Here is a 20046-nt window from a genome sequence, read left to right as displayed (position 1 = left end):
AAATCTACAAGGAGAATATATATGTATTTAAAGGTGAATAGGGACGAAGTCATTGAAGGATTGCATAAGTCTGCCAGCATCATCCCCGCAAAAACCGGAGCTGCATATCTGCGCACGATCTGGTTGAAGAGCGATGAAGGAAATCTGAGGATTATGTCCACTGATTCCAATCTTGAATTTTGCGGAACCTATCCGGCTGAAATCATCGAAGAAGGCCTTGCAGGAGTTCAAGGTCGTGCTTTTTATGATTTGGTACGCAAACTTCCTTCAGGGGAACTTGTCATCAAGAGTGATCCTGACGGATCAAGTATTCTGGTAGAACAGGGTGCTAGAAAATATAAACTTCCAGTTAATGATCCTACATGGTTTCAGAAGTTTTCAACTTTTCCTGCTGAAGGAGCTGTTTACTGGTCAGGAGATCTTCTTCTTGAAATCATCGAACGCATTGCATTCTGCATCAGCGATGAAGACAGCATGGAAGCAATTGCATGTATGAACATAGTTCCTTCTTCTGATGAAAACGGAAAATATGTTGAAGCATGCGGTCTTAATGGTCATCAATTCGCAAGACTTAAATTTATCAATGACGATATTCATGCTCTTCTCCCTGAAGAGGGAATTCTCATTCAGAAAAAATATCTTTCTGAACTTAAAAAATGGCTCACTAACGATGAAATCGAAATGAGCCTTATAGAAAAAAGATTATTCTTTAAGACTGCTGATGGAAAAGAAACATTCAGCTTGCCTTTAAGTTATTATCAGTACCCGAATTACAAGAATTTTCTGGCGAAGCTTAATGACGATGATGTTTCCCGTATGAAAGTACAGAAATCAGAGCTTTCTACTGCTCTGGATCGTATTTCTATTTTTAATACAGATTCAAATCGTTGTGCGTCCTTCATGTTTAACCCCGGTGAACTTATTCTGTTCAGTCAGGGGCAGGAAGTCGGAACGGCTACAGAATCCATAGAAGTTGAGTTTAGCGGCGAGATGGAACGTATTGCATTTCCTACAAAGAATCTGATCGAGATCCTCGGTCATTTTCAATCTGGAAAAATCAGCTTTACTCTGACAGGATCTGAAGCTCCTTGCGGTTTAACCGGAGATGAGGACAACGAATACCTCGTAATTGTTATGCCTATGAAGGTTCAGGAAGAGACTTACTACAGTGAGGAAGATGTTTAATGGCTCAAAATAAAGATACTTATACAGCAGATTCGATTACCGTCCTTGAGGGATTGGCAGCTGTAAGAAAAAGACCTGCTATGTATATCGGTTCTACCGATACAAGAGGTCTTCATCACCTTGTATACGAAGTGGTGGACAACTCTATCGATGAAGCCATGGGTGGCTATTGTTCGAAGATTAAAGTTAAACTGCATATGGATAACAGCGTAACCGTTTCAGATGACGGCCGCGGTATTCCTGTTGATATGCATCCGAAAGAAAAAAAACCGGCTCTTGAAATAGTTATGACCGTTCTTCATGCCGGTGGTAAGTTCGATAACGATGCCTATAAAGTTTCAGGTGGCCTTCACGGGGTCGGAGTATCGTGTGTAAACGCACTTTCAGAACAACTTGAGGCGACGGTAAGGAGAGACGGTAAAATGTATCGTCAGTCGTATGAGAGGGGTGTACCGACAGGACCTGTTGAATGCATCGGTGACGCCGTTACGACAGGAACAACCATACGTTTCAGACCTGATGAGCAGATTTTTGAAACTAATCAATATGATTTCAATACCTTAAGAAAACGCTTTCAAGAACTTGCATATCTTAACAAGGGACTGGAAATTGAATTTCTTGATGAAAGAACCAACGAAAAAGCAAACTTTAAGGCAGAAGGCGGTATTGTTGAGTTTGTCAAAGATCTTAACAAAGGTCAGACAGCTGTAAGTGAAGTTGTTTATGCTTATTCAGATATCGATAACGTTGTTACCGAACTGGCATTGCAGTATAATACAGCCTACAAAGAAAATACTCATACTTTTGCCAATAATATCCGTACTGTTGAAGGCGGAACACATCTGGCAGGTTTTAAAACTGCACTTACTAGAGCGATCAACACTTACATTCAAAATTCTGATCTGCCTAAAAAGCTGAAACAGAAACTTTCCGGTGATGATGTCCGCGAAGGTTTGACAGCTGTCGTGAGTGTTAAGCTTTGTGATCCTCAGTTTGAAGGGCAGACCAAGACTAAACTTGGTAACTCTGAAATGATGGGTATTGTCGCAACAATGGTTTACGACAAACTTTCATCTTATTTTCAGGAAAATCCCAAAGATGCTAAAGCGATTGTCGAAAAAGTTGTTGATGCCGCAAGAGCTAGAGACGCTGCCAGAAAAGCGCGTGAACTTGTGCGCAGAAAAGGTGCTTTATCCGACCATTCACTTCCTGGTAAACTTGCTGACTGCCAGAGTAAAGATCCTTCAGAATGTGAACTTTTCATAGTTGAAGGGGACTCTGCGGGCGGTTCTGCCAAGCAGGGGCGTAATCCTAAGCATCAGGCAATTCTGCCACTTCGAGGTAAAATTTTAAATGTTGAAAAAACCCGTTTTGATAAAATGCTCGGCAATAAAGAAATCCGCGCACTTATCACTGCAATGGGTATCGGCATAGGGCAGGAAGAAGGTGAAAAAGATTTTAACAAGCTAAGATATCACAAAGTCGTAATTATGACTGATGCTGATGTTGACGGTTCTCATATCCGTACACTTTTGCTTACTTTCTTTTTCAGACAGTATGAAGAACTCATCCAGAGAGGTCATTTATATATTGCCCAGCCTCCTCTTTACAGAATTGCCAAAGGCAAATTTGAAAAATTCATTAAAGACGATGTAGAGCTTTACAGTCTGCTTATCGATAGAGTTTCCAAAGAGATTATTATAAAAAGTAGTAATGGCACAGAATATACCAATGAAAGATTGGCAAATTTGCTTGATGATATCCGCTTTATTAAAAATAAAGTTTATGAAGCAATGAATATGGGTATTTCAGATAAACTTTTTGCGGCTTTAATCAGTTACGAAGGCAAAATTTACCCAGCTGATTTTGCGGAAAGTGATCCTGAAGATTTTGTAAATAAAATAGTTAAATCAGGTTTTAAAGTTTTCATTGAACGTGAAGATGATGAAGGCGAAAAACGTGTTTATATAACTTTTGAAAATGAAAACGGTAAACGTACAAGACTGGCCGTTGAATTTTTTAATTCCAAACTGTTCAGATACTCATATGAAAAAAACCGCAGTATTGTAGAAGAATGCGAAGGTAATGAGTTTATTCTTGAACGCGGTGAAGTAGATACGCCTGTTACCGGAATATTCAATCTTCTGGATGCAGTTCTTGAAGAAGCATACAAAGGTATTAATCTCCAGCGTTATAAAGGTCTGGGTGAAATGAACCCTGAACAGCTGTGGGAAACCACCATGGATCCTGATAAACGGTCCATGTTGCAGGTTACAATCAATGATGCTGTAACAGCCAATGAAATCTTCATGGATCTGATGGGAGATAACGTTGAGCCGCGTAGAGAATTTATTGAAAGAAATGCTCTTGCAGTTCAGGAGCTTGATATTTAGTTCCGGCAATTTCCGGATTATTTGCTTAAGCGGATTATTTCCGTTTTCAATCGGAGGAAACAGTGGGTCAGATTACTATCGAAGAAGAAATTCAAAAATCGTACTTAGAATACTCTCTAAGCGTTATTGTAGGGCGAGCTATCCCTGACGTAAGAGATGGTCTAAAGCCGGTTCACAGGCGTATTCTCTACGCCATGCATGAGCTTGGAAACAGCTATAACAGATCCTACAAGAAGTCTGCCCGTATCGTCGGTGATGTAATCGGTAAATATCATCCTCATGGTGATACAGCTGTATACGATGCCTTGGTACGTATGGCTCAGAGTTTTGCTATGCGCGATCCGCTCGTTGACGGTCAGGGTAACTTCGGTTCCATTGACGGCGACGCAGCAGCAGCGATGCGTTATACTGAATCTAGAATGTCAAAACTCAGTTCTGAGTTCTTAGCTGATCTTGAAAAAAATACAGTCGATTTCAGAGACAACTATGATAACTCTCTGCAGGAACCTACTGTACTACCTACAAAAGTTCCTAACCTTCTGCTGAACGGTACTTCAGGTATCGCAGTCGGTATGGCCACTAATATTCCGCCGCACAACTTAGGTGAATTATTAGATGGAACGCTTCATCTTCTGGATTACCCTGACTGTGAAATTGATGATCTGAGGAAGTTTATCAAAGGGCCTGACTTTCCTACCGCAGGCTTATGCTTCGGCGGTAAAGGGCTTGAAGAAGCTTATAAAACAGGTCGCGGAAGTATTAAGATAAGGGGTGTTTTAGGAGTTGAAGAACATAAAAGCGGTAAGCAAAGTATCGTTATAACAGAAATTCCATATGCCCTTAACAAATCAACACTTGTTGAAAAGATAGCTCTTCTTGTCGGTGAAGGCAGAATTGAAGGTGTTTCCGACCTTCGTGATGAATCGGACCGTAAAGGTATCCGCATTGTTATTGACCTAAAAAGAGGATCAATACCTGATATCATCATCAATTCACTTTACAAATTCACTCAGCTTGAAACCAGCTTCGGTATAAACATGATGGCTGTTTCAGGTAACAGACCGATGCTTATGAACCTTAAACAGGTTCTCAGCTTCTTTCTGGAACATCGCCGTGAAGTTATTATCAGGCGTACAAGGTTTGATCTCGATAAATGTGAAAAACGCGCCCATATCCTTGAAGGTTTAAAAATTGCGCTTGATAATATTGATGAAGTTGTAAAAATCATCAGAGCATCAAGCACAGGAGATGAAGCCAGACAAGGACTCATGGATCGTTTTGAATTTTCAAAAGTTCAGGCTCAGGCTATTCTCGATATGAGATTGCAGAGACTTACCAACCTTGAACATGAAAAAATTCTTGAAGAATATGCTGAAATTCTGAAAAAAATTGAATATTTTAAAAGTATTTTGGAAAACGAAGAAGTTTTGAAATCAGTAATCAAAGAAGAATTGATTGAAGTTAAAACTTCTTATTCTACTGACCGTAAAACAGTGCTTATGGACCAGAATCCTGACGATATTGATATCGAAGATCTGATTCCTGATGATGACGCTGTTATTACTCTTTCAAGACGCGGTTATATTAAACGTACACCTCTCTCAAATTATCAGCAGCAGAAGAGAGGCGGAAAGGGTATTGCAGGAGTTCAGACTAAAGATGGAGACTTTATCCATACTTTCCTGACAACTTCTAATCATCAATACCTTGTATTGTTTACGACCAAAGGGAAGATGTTCAAAATTAAAGTTCATCAGGTCCCTGAATCAAGCCGCATAGCAAGAGGCGCACATATCGCCAACCTGCTGCCGCTGGAAAAAGATGAAGCTATAGCAACAGCTCTTACCCTGCGCGAATTCGAAGAAGATCGCTTCTTCCTGTTCGTGACTAAGAAGGGAATGATAAAACGTTCCAGCATCGCGCTTTACCGCAATTGCAGACAGTCCGGAATCAGGGCCGTCAGCATGAGAGAAGACGATCAGCTTATAACGGTAAAAGAGGTCTATGCTAATTCTGAAGCAATTCTTGTAACCAAAGACGGTACTTCTATCAGATTCAGCTGTCAGGATGCCCGCGCAATGGGCAGAGTAGCAAGCGGTGTAAAGGGTATTGCCCTCCGCCCTAAAGATGACGTTGTTTCAGGTGTTGTCACCGGTGATGAAGAGCGTACCCAGTTACTCACAATATCTGAAGGCGGTTACGGTAAACGCACAAATATTGAACAGCATCGTCTGCAGACCAGAGGCGGTAAAGGCATAATCAGTATGCGTGTAACTGCTAAAACAGGTAAAGTTTTAGGTTCCATTATGGTTTCACCTGAAGATGAAGTTGTTATTCTTACTTCCGGTAACAAAATTATCCGTCTCGGAGTTAAAGACGTAAGTCTTGTCGGAAGAGCAACACAAGGCGTAAGGCTTGTGAGAATGGATGATAATGATAATGCTGTAGGGTTTGACCTTGTAATGGATGACGGTATTGAAGTTGATGATCTTGGTGAGGAAGAAACCGAATCATGAGACAATGGTTGATATTAATTTTCGTATCCCTGATCCTTTTGGTTCAGGGGTGCGAAAAAACATCAGGTACTGATTCCGGAGTAATTGAAAAAGCACGCAAAAATTTTATAAGCGGATTTTATGTAGAATCCGAAAAAGGTTTTGAAAGATACCTTGAAGATAATCCACAAGGGAAAGATAGACTTGAAGCATGGAATTATCTTGTAAAAATTTATTCAGAAGTTCGTCAGGACAGTGAAAAAGGGGCTTCTCTGCTTGAAGCTATGTATCTTGAATTCGGTCATAGAAGTGACCTTGCGCCGGGGTTGAAGCGTAAACTTGCTGAGATGTATATACGAAACGGGCAATACAAATTAGCCGTTGAAGCTCTTGAAAAAAGTTTAGAATTTCCAGATCAACAACCTAAGCAGATTGATACAACAAGAGCACTGCTCGCAAAAACATTCTGTTCTTTAAGAAATTACGATCTGGCAATTTACACCTACAACGACCTTGCAGAAAATACTTCTGATCCTGATGTAAAAGCTAAGGCTTTGTATGAAATGGCTAATACTTTGACCCTTATACATGCATGGGAAAGGGCTGAATCAGAACTTAAAAAATTGATAGTAATGAAAGATGCTCCGCAAAATATTCATGCAGAAGCCGCTTTTATGCTCGCTGATATTTATGAACAAAAACATGAGTATAAAAAAGCCGTAGAGCTGCTTAAAGAGATTGTTAATACATATCCTAACCCGCAAGCAGCTCAATATAAACTTAACTACCTAGAAAAACTTGAGTTGTCAGGTGGAAAAGAAATAGTAGAGCCTGTGGAGCGTAATATAAAAGTCAAAGATACCGGAAAAGATGACAATGATAACGATGGTGATGATGAATCTGATGGGGCTATTTAGATTTTAACGGGTGGCTGATTTTATTTAGAGTAATAGAATAACCGCTTTTCAAATTAAAATTAATATAGTGAAAAGCGGTTAAATGATTAGTCTAATCTTATTAAATCTTACGAGCATATACCGTAACTTTAGTTCTAGGATTCACATATAATTTTAAATTTCTTAAATGAAAAAAATTAACTAAATGTAAACACGGTCTTCCGATAAGCGGAACCATAGCAGCTATTCTTTCTACAAGATCCCCACAGCTGAAAGTATGCCCTGTGTAATGAATTTTTTCTACAGCAAAACCAGCTTGTTTTAACGATTTTTTGATAGATCTTTTTGTAAAGAAAAATAAGTGTTCGTGTATCTTTCTGATATCTTCAAGACGTTCGCCTAATAGTCTTGATATAAAGCTGTCACATTCCATTGTTGTAAATGTAAGAATACCGCCGTTTCGTAAAACTCTATGGCTTTCATTTATAACATCAAAAGGATCTCGAAGATGTTCAATTACATCCATCATGCATATAGCATCATATGATTGGTCTTCAAAAACGTCTAATTTTTTGCTGGAGACAGGAAAACGATATTTATTAGCAATCCATTTAACAGCATATTTATTAAACTCAGTCCCTTCTACTGCAAATCCTGCGTCTTGCGCTACATCAAGAAAAAAACCTAATCCGCACCCAAGCTCAAGAAGACTAAGTTCTTGATCATTAGCCTGGAGCATTGATTTGATTTGCTTTACGATTTTTTGAAAACCTATCTGCTTGTATAATTTTTCAGAAAGGTAATCAGAATAGCCATATGTTTTTTGAGCATCATCAGAAGCAAGCTCTTTATTTTCATAGTAATTCTTACTGTAAACTTTTTCCAGATCTTCATCAGTCGGCATAGGGTTCAGCCACATTAGTGTACAGTCAGAACATCTTCTAATTTCAGAATTTTCAATTGTATATTTTACAAAACTTTTTTCAGATCCACACAGACGGCACTTACTCTTAATTGAATCAGACACATTTATCTCCTATATTTTCCCCCGGAAAAATCTGCAAAACAGGGCATACTTATGCTAAATCATATAGTCAACTGTCAATAATGTGCATAACTGTTTAATTAAAAGTAAAAAATATAAACAATAAGAAAGTTAAAAAAAATGTTAAATTTGATAAGCTTAATTGCTTTCTACCAATCAACAGGCAACCGAACTTTCTTCTTATCTTTGTTAGTAAAAAGCACATAACCGTGCTCTTTTCCGAACAGATAAACATCTCTGGTAACAGCAACATCCTGCTGGCAGTATTCAGTTATAAGATCAAGTTTTCCTTCTTTCCACCATTCAAGTGCCTGTAATCCATCAGCACTTTTAGCAGTATCTAAAGTTGCCTGAGCAAGGTTATCCAGTTTGAGTCTGTATCCTAACTTTTCATGCACTTTTATAAGCAGATCAAGCGTTGGTAAACCTTTGTAATTAAAGGCATGGATTCCTGAGAGCACTTTGTAATCAAATCTGTCGATATTAAATCCGATGATAAGATCAAGTTTCTTAAGATGTTCTACCATTTCAGGTATCTGGTGCTCTTCATAATTAAAGAATTTATCTTCATTTGAATCGTAAAGGACTGCAATTGAAATCCCCATGCGCTCGGCTTTATTCCAGCCGCCTACTTCCTGAGCTGAGCGTCTGGTTTCAACATCGAGAACTCCGAAGTTTTTAGGTTCTGTCACTTCTTTTTTAATTTCTTCGCCGAAAGGTCTAAGAAGCATATTGATATCCTCTATATTTTTAGGTGTTTCACCATGTATCATATTTTGCAGAACAAAAATTGCGGCACTTTTATCAATAGGCCGGTTGCCTGATCCGCATTTTGGAGAATGTACGCAGGTAGGGCAGCCAAGCTCGCATTCACATTCTAGAACTGTTTGCAAGGTTCTCTCAAGCAATTCTTCCGCCTGTTCAAAAGCTTGCATAGTAAGTCCTGCACCGCCGGGCATTCCGTCATAAATGAATACGGCAGGTCCATCCACCTGCTCATGCATAGGAGTTGAAATGCCGCCTAAATCGTTTCTATCGGTTAAAACCATCAATGGCATGATTCCGATTGCAGCATGCTCCACAGCATGAATTCCGCCCATAAAATGAACAAATTCATCCTCTGCTCTACGTTTTATATCAGAGGAAATTTCCATCCACAAACCTTGAGTTTCAAAAATGACCGGAGGAAGATCTAACGGCACAATTCCAAGTAGCTGCCCGCCGCGTGTAGCTCGCTTTTCATATCCTGTGACTTGTTCAGTTACTTTCAGTTTACCGAAGCGCATAACAATTCCGAATACAGTTTTTTGCGAGTATATCTCAAGTATTTCTGTTGATTTATTCTTGCGCGCGCGGGTGTAATATCCTACCCGCTGTTTTACTGCTGAAATTTTTCTGGAAGCCAGATCAAGTTCTTTAATACAGTATGTATTACCGCGGTGAATATATACTGCCCCTTCGTGCGCTTCAGAGTATGCCCTGACTTCATCAATTGTACCGATAGGTTCTGATGTTTCAGAGTCTTCAATATGAATTGTTCCTCCGGCACCGCGCAGAGAAATTTCACGGTGCGGTCTTTTGCGTTTGGAATAAATTTCATCACCGCGTTTGTTTCGGAGCAGTATTCCATCATGTTCCATCTCAAGAACTTTATTTTTGATTTTTTCATCTTTTAACAAATAGTCATTTTCCCGCAGAGTAAGTTCTGAAACAGCGCAGATGAGATGTTTCTCCATGATGACAGGATTATACGGATTAAGCACTGCGTTTTCAGGCGGTCGTGAGAAAAAATTATCAGGATGGCGCATAAAATATTGATCAAGTGCATCTTCCTGGCCGATGAGAATAACAGCTGATTCCTGATTACTGCGGCCGACGCGACCACCTCGTTGCAACGTAGCCATAACTGATCCGGGATAACCGACCATAATGCAGAGGTCTAAGCCTCCTATATCAATTCCGAGTTCAAGCGCGCTTGTTGATATTACAGCCAGCAGATCACCTGATGACATTCTTGATTCAATTTCTCTTCTTTCCTCTGGTAAAAATCCTGCTCTGTACGCACTTATTTTATCTTTATATTTTCCGGCTTTTTCGCTTACCCACATTGCTATCAGCTCAGTCATTTTGCGAGACTGTGTATAAACAATTGTCCTTAGACCTCTGGCTAGAGCAGCTTTAAGCAGCTGAATAGCTGCGCTTGAAGGGCTGACCAAAGGATTAAAGAAAACAAAATTACGTTTTCCTGATGCAGCTCCGCTTTCAGTAATTGCTGTAACATCAAGACCTGTTAGAGATTTACAAAGCTGAGCAGGATTACCGACTGTTGCTGATGAAAAAATAAAGGAAGGTTCCGCACCGTAAAATTTACAAATTCTCAGTAATCTGCGGAAAACCATAGCCATGTGTGAACCCATTACCCCGCGGTAGGTGTGGACTTCATCCACAACAATATGCGTAAGTCCTGAGATAAATGAGGCCCATCTTTCATGATGCGGCAGAATGGATAAGTGGATCATTTCAGGATTAGTAAGAATTACTGACGGTGGATTATCGCGTATTTTTTTTCGTTTATACGGAGTTGTATCCCCGTCATAAATTTCTGCTTCCGGTCTGATTCCTGAAGGCAGAAGTCCGGTCATTTCGTTGAAAGTTTTAAGCTGATCCTGCGCAAGAGCTTTAAGCGGGAAAAGGTAAAGAGCATGGTTGTCAGGATTACGCAGACACTGCTCAAGTACAGGCAGATTGTAGGTAAGAGTTTTGCCGCTTGCAGTAGGGGTAGCGATTACAACATTTCTTCCGGCACGGGCGTAATCTGTGGCTTTTGCCTGATGTGAGTATAGTTTTTCTATTTCACGAAAGTTTAAGACTGACTTAAGTGAATCCGGCCATTTATGACGCGGCTCACCATACACAGCATTGTTACCGCCAATTATCCTGTGGTGAACGACCTGATCACCCATTACAGGAGAAGCTAGAAGTGAAGCTATATACTCTTTTACTTTGTCTTGCTGGTTCAAATGACTGCCCTGTTTATGATTCAAGATCTGTTAAGAATCATATCGGACGAGCACTTCGTCAAGGGTTATAAATGTGGAATAGAAAAAAGATTGGCGACGCCGAGTTGGTGAGGGTGGAGTCTCGACGCCGCCACAAGGGGGTGTAACAGCAAATCAGAATAAGTAATCTCTTGCTGGTTATTTCTGTTATATAATAAATTTTGCTAAAATCAAGAGAATAATTTTTTTTAAAGCTAAAAAAATAAATTATACTTTTTAACAATAGTAATTTAAATATAAATAATTATTGTTAGTATTGAAGTGATAAAAAATCAGAAGGTATTGGGTTGCACTTCTAAATATTGAATGTATTTTATATTTTAAATCAGGTTATTATACCGTAAAATTCGGAGCAGAATTGAAATGGAAGTATTAGAAGCTATTCATACCAGAAGAAGTGTTAGAAAATATCAGGATAAACCTATATCTGATGAATTGATTAAAGAACTTCTCAGTGCGGCAATGGTTGCACCAAGTGCAGGTAATGCGCAGCCATGGCATTTTATTGTGGTTGATGACCGCGAAAAATTAGCCGGAGTTAAAGAGTATAGTGAGTTTGCAGGAATGGCAGCTCATGCACCTTTAGGAATTATTATTTGCGGTGATTTAAGTCTTGAAAAGTACCCCGGATATTGGATTCAGGACTGCGCTTCCGCTACCCAGACTTTATTATTGGCTGTACGAGGTAAAGGTTTGGGTGCAGTCTGGACTGGAATTTATCCTAAGGAAGACAGAATTAAAGGATTTACTGAGCACTTTAATTTACCGGAGAATGTAATACCGCTTAGCTTTGTCATTATCGGCTGGCCTGATCAGGAACAGAAATACAAAGATCGCTATAAAGAAGAACGTGTTCATAAGAATACTTGGTAGAAAATTTAAGAAATTGATATTGTTTAAAGCCCCGCATATTGCGGGGCTTTTCTTTTTATATCTATTTATTAAGATTCTCTAAAATAATATCCCATGTTTTTTCAGCCAGAACCTGATCAAAAGCTTTGTCGTCAGGACTCATGAATCCATGTTTTGTGTTTTTAAGATATTTAATAGACCAATCAGCTTCCGCATCATTCATTTCTTTTGTGAACATTTCAGCATGGCTTTCCGGCACCACAGGGTCATCTTCTACATGAACAGCAAATATTTTTGCTTTAATTTGTCCGAATGAGGCTGGGTGTGTTGTATCTAAGTATCCATAAACGCTGATTACTTGTTTCAGATCACAGATACGGGCTATCTCAAGTACAGCCCCGCCGCCAAATGAAAATCCTAATGCCGCAAGTTTTGCGGAATCTGTTTCAGGCTGATTGATAAGCGTTTCAAGACAGGATTTAGCGCGGCTCCGCATTAAGACACGGTTATCACGGAAAATTCTATGAACAGTGCGTGCTTCATTAATATTTTTTGGTCTCTTGGCAGGGCCATAAAAATCTGCCGCAAGAACAACATATCCTGCGGTGGCAAGCCGCCGTGCGTGATCCAAAGTTACCTTATTCAGCCCCGTATATTCGTGGATAAGCAAAACTGCAGGGAATGGACCTGAACCGTCAGGTATAACAAGTACACTTTCAAGCTGATCTTCTTGATGAGTGTGTATAATTATTTTTTCTTTTAGCACTGTGGAAAACTTTTACTTCTCATTTGCTTTTAAAACAGATCCGCAAAGCCCGCCTGTTTCTTCGCAATCATAAGAACTTTTATCTTCTTCAGGCTCTACATGAATGGTAACGTGGCAGTTATTAAGCTCATCTTGAATGCATGTTTCAATTTTACTGCATAGTGTATGAGAGCTTTTAATGGTTGATTTGCCGGGTAGAAGCAGATGGAAGTCAATAAATCTCTGAGAACCTGCCTTACGCGTTCTGAGACCATGGTAAAGAACCTCTTCTCCTGCACATAGTCTGATGGATTTATCAATAAGCGAAAGTTCAGGTTCCGGCAGGGTATTATCCATAAGTCCTGAGTATGATTTTTTAATCAGGTAAAATCCTGTGAAGATAATATTTATGGCCATTATTATTGCGATGATCGGGTCAAGAATAGCCCAGGACGGAGGAGTGAAGAGCATAACACCCAGACCGAGCACCAGCCCTACTGAGGTCCACACATCTGTTAACAGATGTTTAGCATCTGCTTCGAGCGTGATTGAATCATGAATCTGTGATCCTTTAAGCATCACTTTGGCGGTAACAAAGTTAACCGCTGAAGATAGCAGAGCTATTAGTAGACCAGCCAGTAAATTACTTGGAACAGACGGAGACATAAACCTTTCAATAGAGGCGTACACAATGCCCACGGCTGCGATTAGAATCAGCATTCCTTCTGCGCCGCTTGAAAAATATTCAGCTTTGCCGTGTCCGTAAGTGTGAGATTGGTCAGCAGGTTTTAGGGCAAGCGTCAAGGCAGCTAATGCAAATAATCCAGCTGTAAGATTAACAAGTGTTTCCATTGCATCTGAAAGCAGACCGACTGAATCGGTAATGTGCCATGCCCAGAATTTAAGGATTAGGGTGATTATTGAAGCGGCAATTGAGTAACGAATATATTTTTGCGGAGAATCTGACATAATTTTAAAGCCCTAGAAAAGGTTAAAATAATATTTTATAACAGCTGATAATCCTGACTACCATTTGAAGTTTGCGCTTAGCAAGCGATTAGAAAGTATATAAATATCTTTCCGAAAATATTAAACACAGATATATTTAAAAAAATTATAACAATTTAAATTAATTAATTATGGGGAAGTATTATGGGTAAATCTTTTTTCCTATTTAAAATTTGTTTCTTAAGTATGACAGCTGTTATTTTAACGGCTTACGCGGCGCAGGCATGCACAGGAATAACAGTAAAAGCTGAAAATAATGATGTTGTCTATGCCCGTACGCTGGAATGGGCTGAGTCACTCCAATCTAAAGTAGTAACTATTCCGCGCGGTATGAAGTTTAAAAGTACTCCGCCTGAAAAAATAAAAGCAATCACTTGGGAAAGCAAATATGGTGTTGTAGGAGTAAGTGTTTTCGGAAAACCTATAATAGGCGATGGAATGAATGAAAAAGGTCTTCACGTAGGGCTTTTTTTTCTTCCTGAATACACTGAGTATCAGAAATCAAAGTCAGGCGTACCTGCAGTCGCTTCATGGGAATTACCCACATGGCTCTTAACATCATATGCAACAGTTGATGAAGCTGTAGCGGCTCTTAAGAAGGTGCAGGTATGGGGCGCACCGCTTGCAGGGTTCAATTCTACACCGACTTATCATATGTCAATTACTGACGCAGCAGGCGGAAATGTTGTTGTTGAGTTTGTAAAAGGTAAAATGAATGTTTATGAAAATTCAATAGGAGTTATTACAAATTCACCTACTTTTGACTGGCAGCAGATTAATCTTTCAAATTACGTAAACCTCTCGGCAACAAGTGTTCACCCTATAAGCATAAATAATAAAGTTATTGCTCCAGCCGGTCAGGGATCGGGGATGCATGGACTGCCAGGTGATATAACACCGCCTTCAAGATTTGTACGCGCAGCGGTTTATACTGCCACCGCTGTTAAAACTGCTAATGGGAAAGAAGCTGCCAAGCAGGCTGCCCGTATCTTAGATGCATTTTATATCGTAGAAGGATTTTCTAAAGACGTGCAAGACGGTAAAACATTATATGATCATACCTTGTGGATGACTATATCTGACCTTGCTAATAAAGTGTTCTATTTTACCGATTACGAAGGATTAACATGGATGTCTGTTGACATGAGCAAAGTTGATTTCAGCGGAGATAAAATAAAATCTATTTCCATGACTGGTCAATTTGCTAAAGATGTGAGTGCAGATCTTAAGTAAGTCAGAGTTAAATTAAAAAGAGCCGCTCCAGCTGGAGCGGCTCTTTTGTTGTATATTGACTGATTTTATTGGTTTTTAAGAGCAATGCGAAGGCATAAAAATGCTCCGCCCCAAGTAATTCCAAGTCCGAAAACCATCATAATTATTGCGCCGGTTGTCATAATCTATCTCCTTCTGAGGAAGCTGTTGTTTTCAGCATATTTCACAAAAGCAAAGTCTTTGTGAGCAATGGTCATTGAGAATATTGTGCATATTAACAGTGTTGCCCATCCGAAAAGGATAATCGCTTTGTTCGAGTAGCCGCCGTAGTTTGCTTCGATATCTCCGATAAAGTTGGAAATAACCATGAAGCCGAGCATTATTGGAACTATGAAGCGCAGGCATGCTTTCCACATAGCTCCGACTTTGAATTCAGAAGTGCTGTTGATATGCTGGCGAAGTCCTTCCAGATCGCAGAACCATGAAATAAATACTATTTCTACCAGTCCACCGATCAATACCCCAAAGTTGTTAACAAAATGGTCAACAATATCAAGGAGTAACAATCCGCTGCCTGTGGTGAATATTGTGCTGACAATAAACCCTATAGCACAGAATATTATAGAGGCTTTCTGGCGCGTAACATGTAGTTTATCAATAATTGATGAAACAACCGCTTCTGTGATGGAAATCATAGAAGAGAGCCCTGCGACAACAAGAGCCAAGAAGAATAATACGCCGAAGAGTACCGGTACAGGCATCAGGTTGATAGCCGTAGGCAGAGTGATAAAAGCCAGACCGACGCCGGAGCTTACCACTTCACTTACAGGAACTCCCTGCTGCAATGCCATGTAACCGAGAACGCTGAAGATCATGATACCTGAAAGCATGCTGAATCCGCAGTTTATAAAAACGGTCATGCATGCGTTATTATTAATGTCTGACTGCTTTGGAAGGTAACTTGAGTAAGCCAGCATAATGGCAAAGCCGATTGAAAGGCTGTAAAAAATCTGTCCGAATGCGTCAGCCCATACTTTACCTTTTAAAAGTGCGGAAAAGTCCGGCTTGAAGAGCCAGTTAAGACCGTCTGCAGCACCGGGAAGCATCAAGCCGCGGGCGATGAAAATGAAAACCAGCAGAAAAAGGAGCGGCATGAATATTTTGTTAGCTCTTTCAATACCTTTTTTAACTCCGGTAAAAACAGCAAGGAAAGTGCAGAGCCATGCCGCAGCAGTTGCTGCAAAAATCGGCCATTGTATGCTTCCGGTTTGTAAAGGAGTTTTACTGAGATGTAAGAAATCAGCGAAGAAGAAATCCTTCGGATTCATCCCCCATCCCTGTGTAAATGAAAGAATTAGATAGTTGATGGCCCATGCAATGACGACAACGTAATATGTGTCGATAATGAAGGATACCATGATCTGCCACCAACCAAGCCATTCCCAACGCTTAGAAATAGATGAGAAAATTTTTGGTGCTGAACCTTTAAATTTCTGACCGAGTCCAAACTCTAGAATCATGAAAGGAATACCGGCAGCGAGCATAGCTACAAAGTAAGGAATAAGGAAAGCGCCGCCACCATTTTCATAAACTATGTATGGAAAACGCCATATGTTACCCAGCCCGATTGCAGACCCTACGGCGGCTAAAATAAAGCCGGAACGTGAACCCCATGTTTCTCTTTTATGCATTTTGTTTGAACTCCTTTCGAGAAAAGACAACGGATTTAGTATAAAATATACGTAATCCGAAAAAAGATGTATATTAATGTGCTGAACGCACAAACGTTGAACCGCATAAAATACATTTTGATAATTGTCTATCTTAGAAGATGCCTGTTTGCAGGTAATCAATGAGACAAAATTGTTAAGTTAATATTTAAGATTGAAGTAACTAATATATTTAAATTTAAGTGTAATACTGTGATCAATTCAAATGAATAAATAAATTTAGGTTATCTTGTTAAAAATAATGTTTTTAGCAAGTTATACAGATATTGAAAAATAATTTAGTGTGGCTATTTTCATTTTGAATGTTCTGGCGATATAAGTTTACTAAGTACTAAATATTTTTTGTTTGAAGTTTGCTCAAATACTGACAAGCTCTAAAGAAATATATTCAGCTTTTTTAATAATAATTGTTGAAAGTCTTAAATATAATATTTTAGTACCTTTGCTGCAGGGGGTTAGTAATGCTTAACATCTTGAGTTGTGGGGATATATTTTTGCTGCTGCGCAGAGCCGTCTTTTTAAGTTTTATTTACGTAATTGTTTTAAGTTCAAATTTGCTGGCAGCCCAACCTGTTTTAATTCTAGACGGTCCTGCTATACAAAATATTCCAAGGAATTTTCGTACTACAGCATTTCCGTTTAAAAATATAACTAACGGCACTTCACGTGTCGGGCTTGATAACCTTGCTATATCAGGCAGCGGTCAATTTTCAGTAGATCAGTTTGATGTGATGCACCGCAATCTTCCAAATCCACTTATTGTGGTGGATTTGCGGCAGGAATACCACGGGTATCTTAATAATGCTGCGGTTTGCTGGTTCAGTTATCGTGACGCAGCAAATAAAGGATTTTCGTCTGCAAAGGTTACAGGCGGTGAAGAAAAAGTTTTAAGCGGTATTCGTAATCAGACGGAAATTAAACTCGCCGTGAGTATTGTTAAAGATAAAGACGGCGGCTTTTATGTTAAGAGAAATTCTACAATTAAGCCTGAAACAGTTTTTTCCGAACAGGAACTGATGGCAAGTCGCGGATGTGGGTATCTGCGTATAGCTTGTACTGATCATTTACGTCCGTCTGATTCTGCTGTTGAGCAGTTTATTTATTTTATGCGTGAATTAAAACCGGATGTATGGGTGCATTTTCATTGCAGGGCCGGGAAAGGGCGGACAACGACTTTTATGCTCATGTACGATATGCTCCGCAACGCAAATCGCCTTGATTTTGAAACCTTGGTAAAAAGGCAGTATCTTATAGGCGGAGCTGATTTGATGGATAAAGGATCACTTGGGAAAGGGTGGAAGGAAGATATGGCCCGCGAAAGGCAGAATTTTTTGCGGAATTTTTATGAATATGCAAAAGAGAATCCTGACGGACGGCCGATGAGCTGGTTTCAGTGGATACAAAGTAAGTAATTTGATTGAGATATTAATTTAATAAGATTTTTTATGGTCATGAAGGTCGACTTGCAGGCCATGATTGGAATATGGTTTTTTCAGTAGTTTTAAGGAGCATTAAGCATGGCAAATATTTTGGTTCTTGATGATGTTATTGACGCTGGAGTTTTACTTAAACGTATTCTTGAGCGGAAAGGACATAATGTCATTGTTTTTTCTGAAGAAGAAGAGGCTCTTAAGTATATTGCAAAGAATAAGATTGATTTGGCTATTCTGGACATAAAACTGAAAAAAATGACCGGGGTTGAAGTCTTAGAATTAATCAAAGAGATATCAACAGATATTAAAGTTATTATGCTTACCGGATATCCTACACTGGAAACAGCCCGGGCATCGGTTAAACATGGCGCTGACGAATACTGCGTAAAACCTATTGATAAGGAAGAGCTTGAATCAAAGGTTGCGGAAGTTCTGGGCAAATAAATATTCTCAAGTAGAATTGGTAAAATTAAAATTTAATTTGCTTTTTAGTTGTTGTTTTGCTGTGCATTTCGAAACAAACGTCTTTTTATATCCAATTTACATATAGCGGTGTGAATGCCGTATAGAAATAATAAACAATAAGGAGAAATAATGTCTGATTTATCAATACTTTTTCCGGGGCAAGGTTCACAGGAACCAGGAATGGGGCGCGAGCTTGCTGAAGAATGGTCCGTTGCAATGGATATGTGGAAGTTTGCCGAAAGCGAAAGCGGACTCCCTTTAAGAGAAATCTTTTGGCAGGGTTCTCCTGCCGATATGTCTAAGACAGATGCCCTTCAGCCTGCGTTGACAGTTGTTAACCTGTCACTGTGGCTGTACCTCAAAGACAGCCTGAAACCGGTTGCAACAGCTGGACACAGTCTCGGTGAATTTGCATCACTCGGAGCATCAGGGATTCTCAGCATTAATGACACTATTAAAGCTGTTTCTTTGCGCGGTAAGTTAATGTCGCAGGTTGGAAATCCGGATCACGGCATGGCAGCTATTCTTAAACTCACGCAAAGCGATGTTGAAGAAGCTGTTGAAATAGCTAGAAGTGAATCCGGTAAAGAACTTAGAGTTGCCAACTACAATTCACCTGCGCAGTATGTAATAAGCGGTGAAAAAGCCGCTCTTGATGCTGCCGGAATCGTTGTAAAAGAAAAAAAAGGGCGTGCTATACCCCTTCCTGTCAGCGGAGCATTTCATAGCCCGCTAATTCAGGAAGCGGCGGATGAGTTTGCAGCATATCTTGTAAAGATGGATTGGAATATTCCTGCTTTTCCTGTGTATTTTAATGCAACTGCATCTCCTGAAAAGAATCCAGCAGAAATTAAAAAAATCATGTGCGCGCAGATGACATCATCAGTTCGCTGGATTGAAATTATAGCTAACCAGTATGAAGCAGGCGTAAAAACTTTCTTTGAACTCGGTCCTAAAGGAGTTCTTACCAAACTTCTCGCAGCGAATCTTAGCGGTAAAGAATACGAAGGTAAGGGAATCGGTAATCTTGAGCAGGCTCAAGAATTTAAATAGTTTTAAAAGTAAAATCGGATAACTGCCAGGCAGTTATCCGATTTTTATTAATCTCTATGATTTGTTAGACGTTACAAGCATCACTTCCGGTACAATATGCGTCAATAAAGCCCATTAACTGGTTCCCGAAATACATACATTTCTCACCTTCAATACACTGTAAAGCTTCTGCATTTTCAATATGAGTCTGGAGTGTTTGTTCTCCTTTGCTCAGAGTTACGATCCATCCATCATCTTCATCATTGAATTTAGCAGTAATTTTAATGTTATATTTATTTATTTCAGGATACAGCTCAATAATTTTTTCAGTTATCTGTGAACCTACATTCATGTCTTCCTCCATTTCGTTACCTGTGAATGCAAGGCGTACGCCTCACACAAAATAATTTTTATATTTTCAATAATATAATATTGAGGCAACAGGTCAAGGTTAATCTAGTTAATCTTTGAATGAAGGGATTTTTACTGTTAGGGT

General features: G+C 39.5%; 16 protein-coding genes. 9 read left to right on the top strand and 7 right to left on the bottom strand.

Going from position 1 to position 20046, the window contains the following annotated elements:
* Positions 1-21 precede the first annotated feature (21 nt).
* The 4 genes from dnaN to B9N78_RS11655 all read left to right on the top strand — a co-directional run bounded on the left by dnaN (position 22) and on the right by B9N78_RS11655 (position 6990).
* Complete coding sequence (dnaN, locus tag B9N78_RS11670; protein ID WP_085102465.1) at positions 22-1185, top strand: DNA polymerase III subunit beta; 1164 nt, start codon at positions 22-24, stop codon at positions 1183-1185.
* Positions 1185-3578 (top strand): DNA topoisomerase (ATP-hydrolyzing) subunit B, encoded by a 2394-nt coding sequence (gyrB, locus tag B9N78_RS11665; RefSeq protein WP_085102464.1) that lies wholly within the window; start codon positions 1185-1187, stop codon positions 3576-3578. The genes dnaN and gyrB overlap by 1 nt, the downstream gene beginning before the upstream one ends.
* Before the next feature lie 62 nt (positions 3579-3640).
* A complete protein-coding gene (gene gyrA, locus B9N78_RS11660) occupies positions 3641-6094 on the top strand; it encodes a DNA gyrase subunit A (protein WP_085102462.1) in 2454 nt (817 codons plus the stop codon).
* The gene (locus tag B9N78_RS11655) at positions 6091-6990 is read left to right on the top strand and encodes a tetratricopeptide repeat protein (RefSeq protein WP_085102461.1); all 900 of its coding nucleotides are present in this window, start codon (positions 6091-6093) and stop codon (positions 6988-6990) included. The genes gyrA and B9N78_RS11655 overlap by 4 nt, the downstream gene beginning before the upstream one ends.
* Positions 6991-7090: 100 nt before the next feature.
* On the opposite strand, the gene B9N78_RS11650 is transcribed toward B9N78_RS11655, so the two are convergent.
* Positions 7091-7996, bottom strand: a complete 906-nt coding sequence (locus tag B9N78_RS11650; protein ID WP_085102459.1) for a class I SAM-dependent methyltransferase — start codon at positions 7994-7996, stop codon at positions 7091-7093.
* A 167-nt stretch (positions 7997-8163) separates the two neighbouring features.
* The gene (locus tag B9N78_RS11645; RefSeq protein ID WP_085103319.1) at positions 8164-10977 is read right to left on the bottom strand and encodes a DEAD/DEAH box helicase; all 2814 of its coding nucleotides are present in this window, start codon (positions 10975-10977) and stop codon (positions 8164-8166) included.
* Positions 10978-11436: 459 nt separating this feature from the next.
* Between B9N78_RS11645 and B9N78_RS11640 the strand changes: the two genes are divergently transcribed.
* On the top strand, positions 11437-11946 hold the full coding sequence (locus B9N78_RS11640) for a nitroreductase family protein (protein ID WP_085102457.1): 510 nt from the start codon (positions 11437-11439) through the stop codon (positions 11944-11946).
* A gap of 61 nt (positions 11947-12007) precedes the next feature.
* On the opposite strand, the gene B9N78_RS11635 is transcribed toward B9N78_RS11640, so the two are convergent.
* Positions 12008-12691 (bottom strand): dienelactone hydrolase family protein, encoded by a 684-nt coding sequence (locus B9N78_RS11635; protein WP_085102455.1) that lies wholly within the window; start codon positions 12689-12691, stop codon positions 12008-12010.
* Positions 12692-12703: 12 nt separating this feature from the next.
* Positions 12704-13639 carry a cation diffusion facilitator family transporter gene (locus tag B9N78_RS11630; RefSeq protein ID WP_085102453.1) on the bottom strand — a complete coding sequence of 312 codons (936 nt, stop codon included), beginning with the start codon at positions 13637-13639 and terminating at the stop codon, positions 12704-12706.
* Positions 13640-13822: 183 nt separating this feature from the next.
* On the opposite strand from B9N78_RS11630, the gene B9N78_RS11625 reads away from it, so the two are divergent.
* Positions 13823-14911 (top strand): linear amide C-N hydrolase, encoded by a 1089-nt coding sequence (locus B9N78_RS11625; RefSeq protein ID WP_085102452.1) that lies wholly within the window; start codon positions 13823-13825, stop codon positions 14909-14911.
* Between the two features lie 65 nt (positions 14912-14976).
* Here B9N78_RS11625 and B9N78_RS18025 read toward each other — a convergent pair whose 3' ends face one another.
* Together B9N78_RS18025 and B9N78_RS11620 are read right to left on the bottom strand one after the other, a co-directional pair.
* Complete coding sequence (locus tag B9N78_RS18025) at positions 14977-15072, bottom strand: MetS family NSS transporter small subunit (RefSeq protein ID WP_137982532.1); 96 nt, start codon at positions 15070-15072, stop codon at positions 14977-14979.
* Positions 15073-15075: 3 nt separating this feature from the next.
* Positions 15076-16581 carry a sodium-dependent transporter gene (locus B9N78_RS11620; protein ID WP_085102450.1) on the bottom strand — a complete coding sequence of 502 codons (1506 nt, stop codon included), beginning with the start codon at positions 16579-16581 and terminating at the stop codon, positions 15076-15078.
* Between the two features lie 500 nt (positions 16582-17081).
* Here B9N78_RS11620 and B9N78_RS11615 point away from each other — a divergent pair, with 500 nt between their 5' ends.
* The 3 genes from B9N78_RS11615 (at position 17082) to B9N78_RS11605 (ending at position 19571) form a co-directional block, all read left to right on the top strand.
* Positions 17082-18032, top strand: coding sequence for a phosphatase domain-containing putative toxin (locus B9N78_RS11615; RefSeq protein WP_085102448.1), 951 nt, complete (start codon positions 17082-17084; stop codon positions 18030-18032).
* A gap of 105 nt (positions 18033-18137) precedes the next feature.
* On the top strand, positions 18138-18497 hold the full coding sequence (locus B9N78_RS11610; protein WP_085102446.1) for a response regulator: 360 nt from the start codon (positions 18138-18140) through the stop codon (positions 18495-18497).
* A gap of 150 nt (positions 18498-18647) precedes the next feature.
* Entirely contained in the window at positions 18648-19571 is a 924-nt protein-coding gene (locus B9N78_RS11605) for an ACP S-malonyltransferase (RefSeq protein WP_085102445.1), read from the top strand.
* Between the two features lie 64 nt (positions 19572-19635).
* On the opposite strand, the gene B9N78_RS11600 is transcribed toward B9N78_RS11605, so the two are convergent.
* A complete protein-coding gene (locus B9N78_RS11600; RefSeq protein ID WP_085102443.1) occupies positions 19636-19902 on the bottom strand; it encodes a hypothetical protein in 267 nt (88 codons plus the stop codon).
* Positions 19903-20046 lie beyond the last annotated feature (144 nt).

This window comes from Desulfovibrio gilichinskyi (assembly GCF_900177375.1).
GTDB classification, from domain to species: domain Bacteria; phylum Desulfobacterota; class Desulfovibrionia; order Desulfovibrionales; family Desulfovibrionaceae; genus Maridesulfovibrio; species Maridesulfovibrio gilichinskyi.
This window is presented reverse-complemented; position numbering and strand designations above follow the sequence as displayed.

Coding starts and splice junctions, on each gene's coding strand:
- dnaN (WP_085102465.1), top strand. CDS start 22: ATGTATTTAAAGGTGAATAGGGACGAAGTCATTGAAGGATTGCATAAG.
- gyrB (WP_085102464.1), top strand. CDS start 1,185: ATGGCTCAAAATAAAGATACTTATACAGCAGATTCGATTACCGTCCTT.
- B9N78_RS11655 (WP_085102461.1), top strand. CDS start 6,091: ATGAGACAATGGTTGATATTAATTTTCGTATCCCTGATCCTTTTGGTT.
- B9N78_RS11645 (WP_085103319.1), bottom strand. CDS start 10,977: ATGGGTGATCAGGTCGTTCACCACAGGATAATTGGCGGTAACAATGCT.
- B9N78_RS11640 (WP_085102457.1), top strand. CDS start 11,437: ATGGAAGTATTAGAAGCTATTCATACCAGAAGAAGTGTTAGAAAATAT.
- B9N78_RS11630 (WP_085102453.1), bottom strand. CDS start 13,639: ATGTCAGATTCTCCGCAAAAATATATTCGTTACTCAATTGCCGCTTCA.
- B9N78_RS11625 (WP_085102452.1), top strand. CDS start 13,823: ATGGGTAAATCTTTTTTCCTATTTAAAATTTGTTTCTTAAGTATGACA.
- B9N78_RS18025 (WP_137982532.1), bottom strand. CDS start 15,072: ATGACAACCGGCGCAATAATTATGATGGTTTTCGGACTTGGAATTACT.
- B9N78_RS11620 (WP_085102450.1), bottom strand. CDS start 16,581: ATGCATAAAAGAGAAACATGGGGTTCACGTTCCGGCTTTATTTTAGCC.
- B9N78_RS11615 (WP_085102448.1), top strand. CDS start 17,082: ATGCTTAACATCTTGAGTTGTGGGGATATATTTTTGCTGCTGCGCAGA.
- B9N78_RS11610 (WP_085102446.1), top strand. CDS start 18,138: ATGGCAAATATTTTGGTTCTTGATGATGTTATTGACGCTGGAGTTTTA.
- B9N78_RS11605 (WP_085102445.1), top strand. CDS start 18,648: ATGTCTGATTTATCAATACTTTTTCCGGGGCAAGGTTCACAGGAACCA.
- B9N78_RS11600 (WP_085102443.1), bottom strand. CDS start 19,902: ATGAATGTAGGTTCACAGATAACTGAAAAAATTATTGAGCTGTATCCT.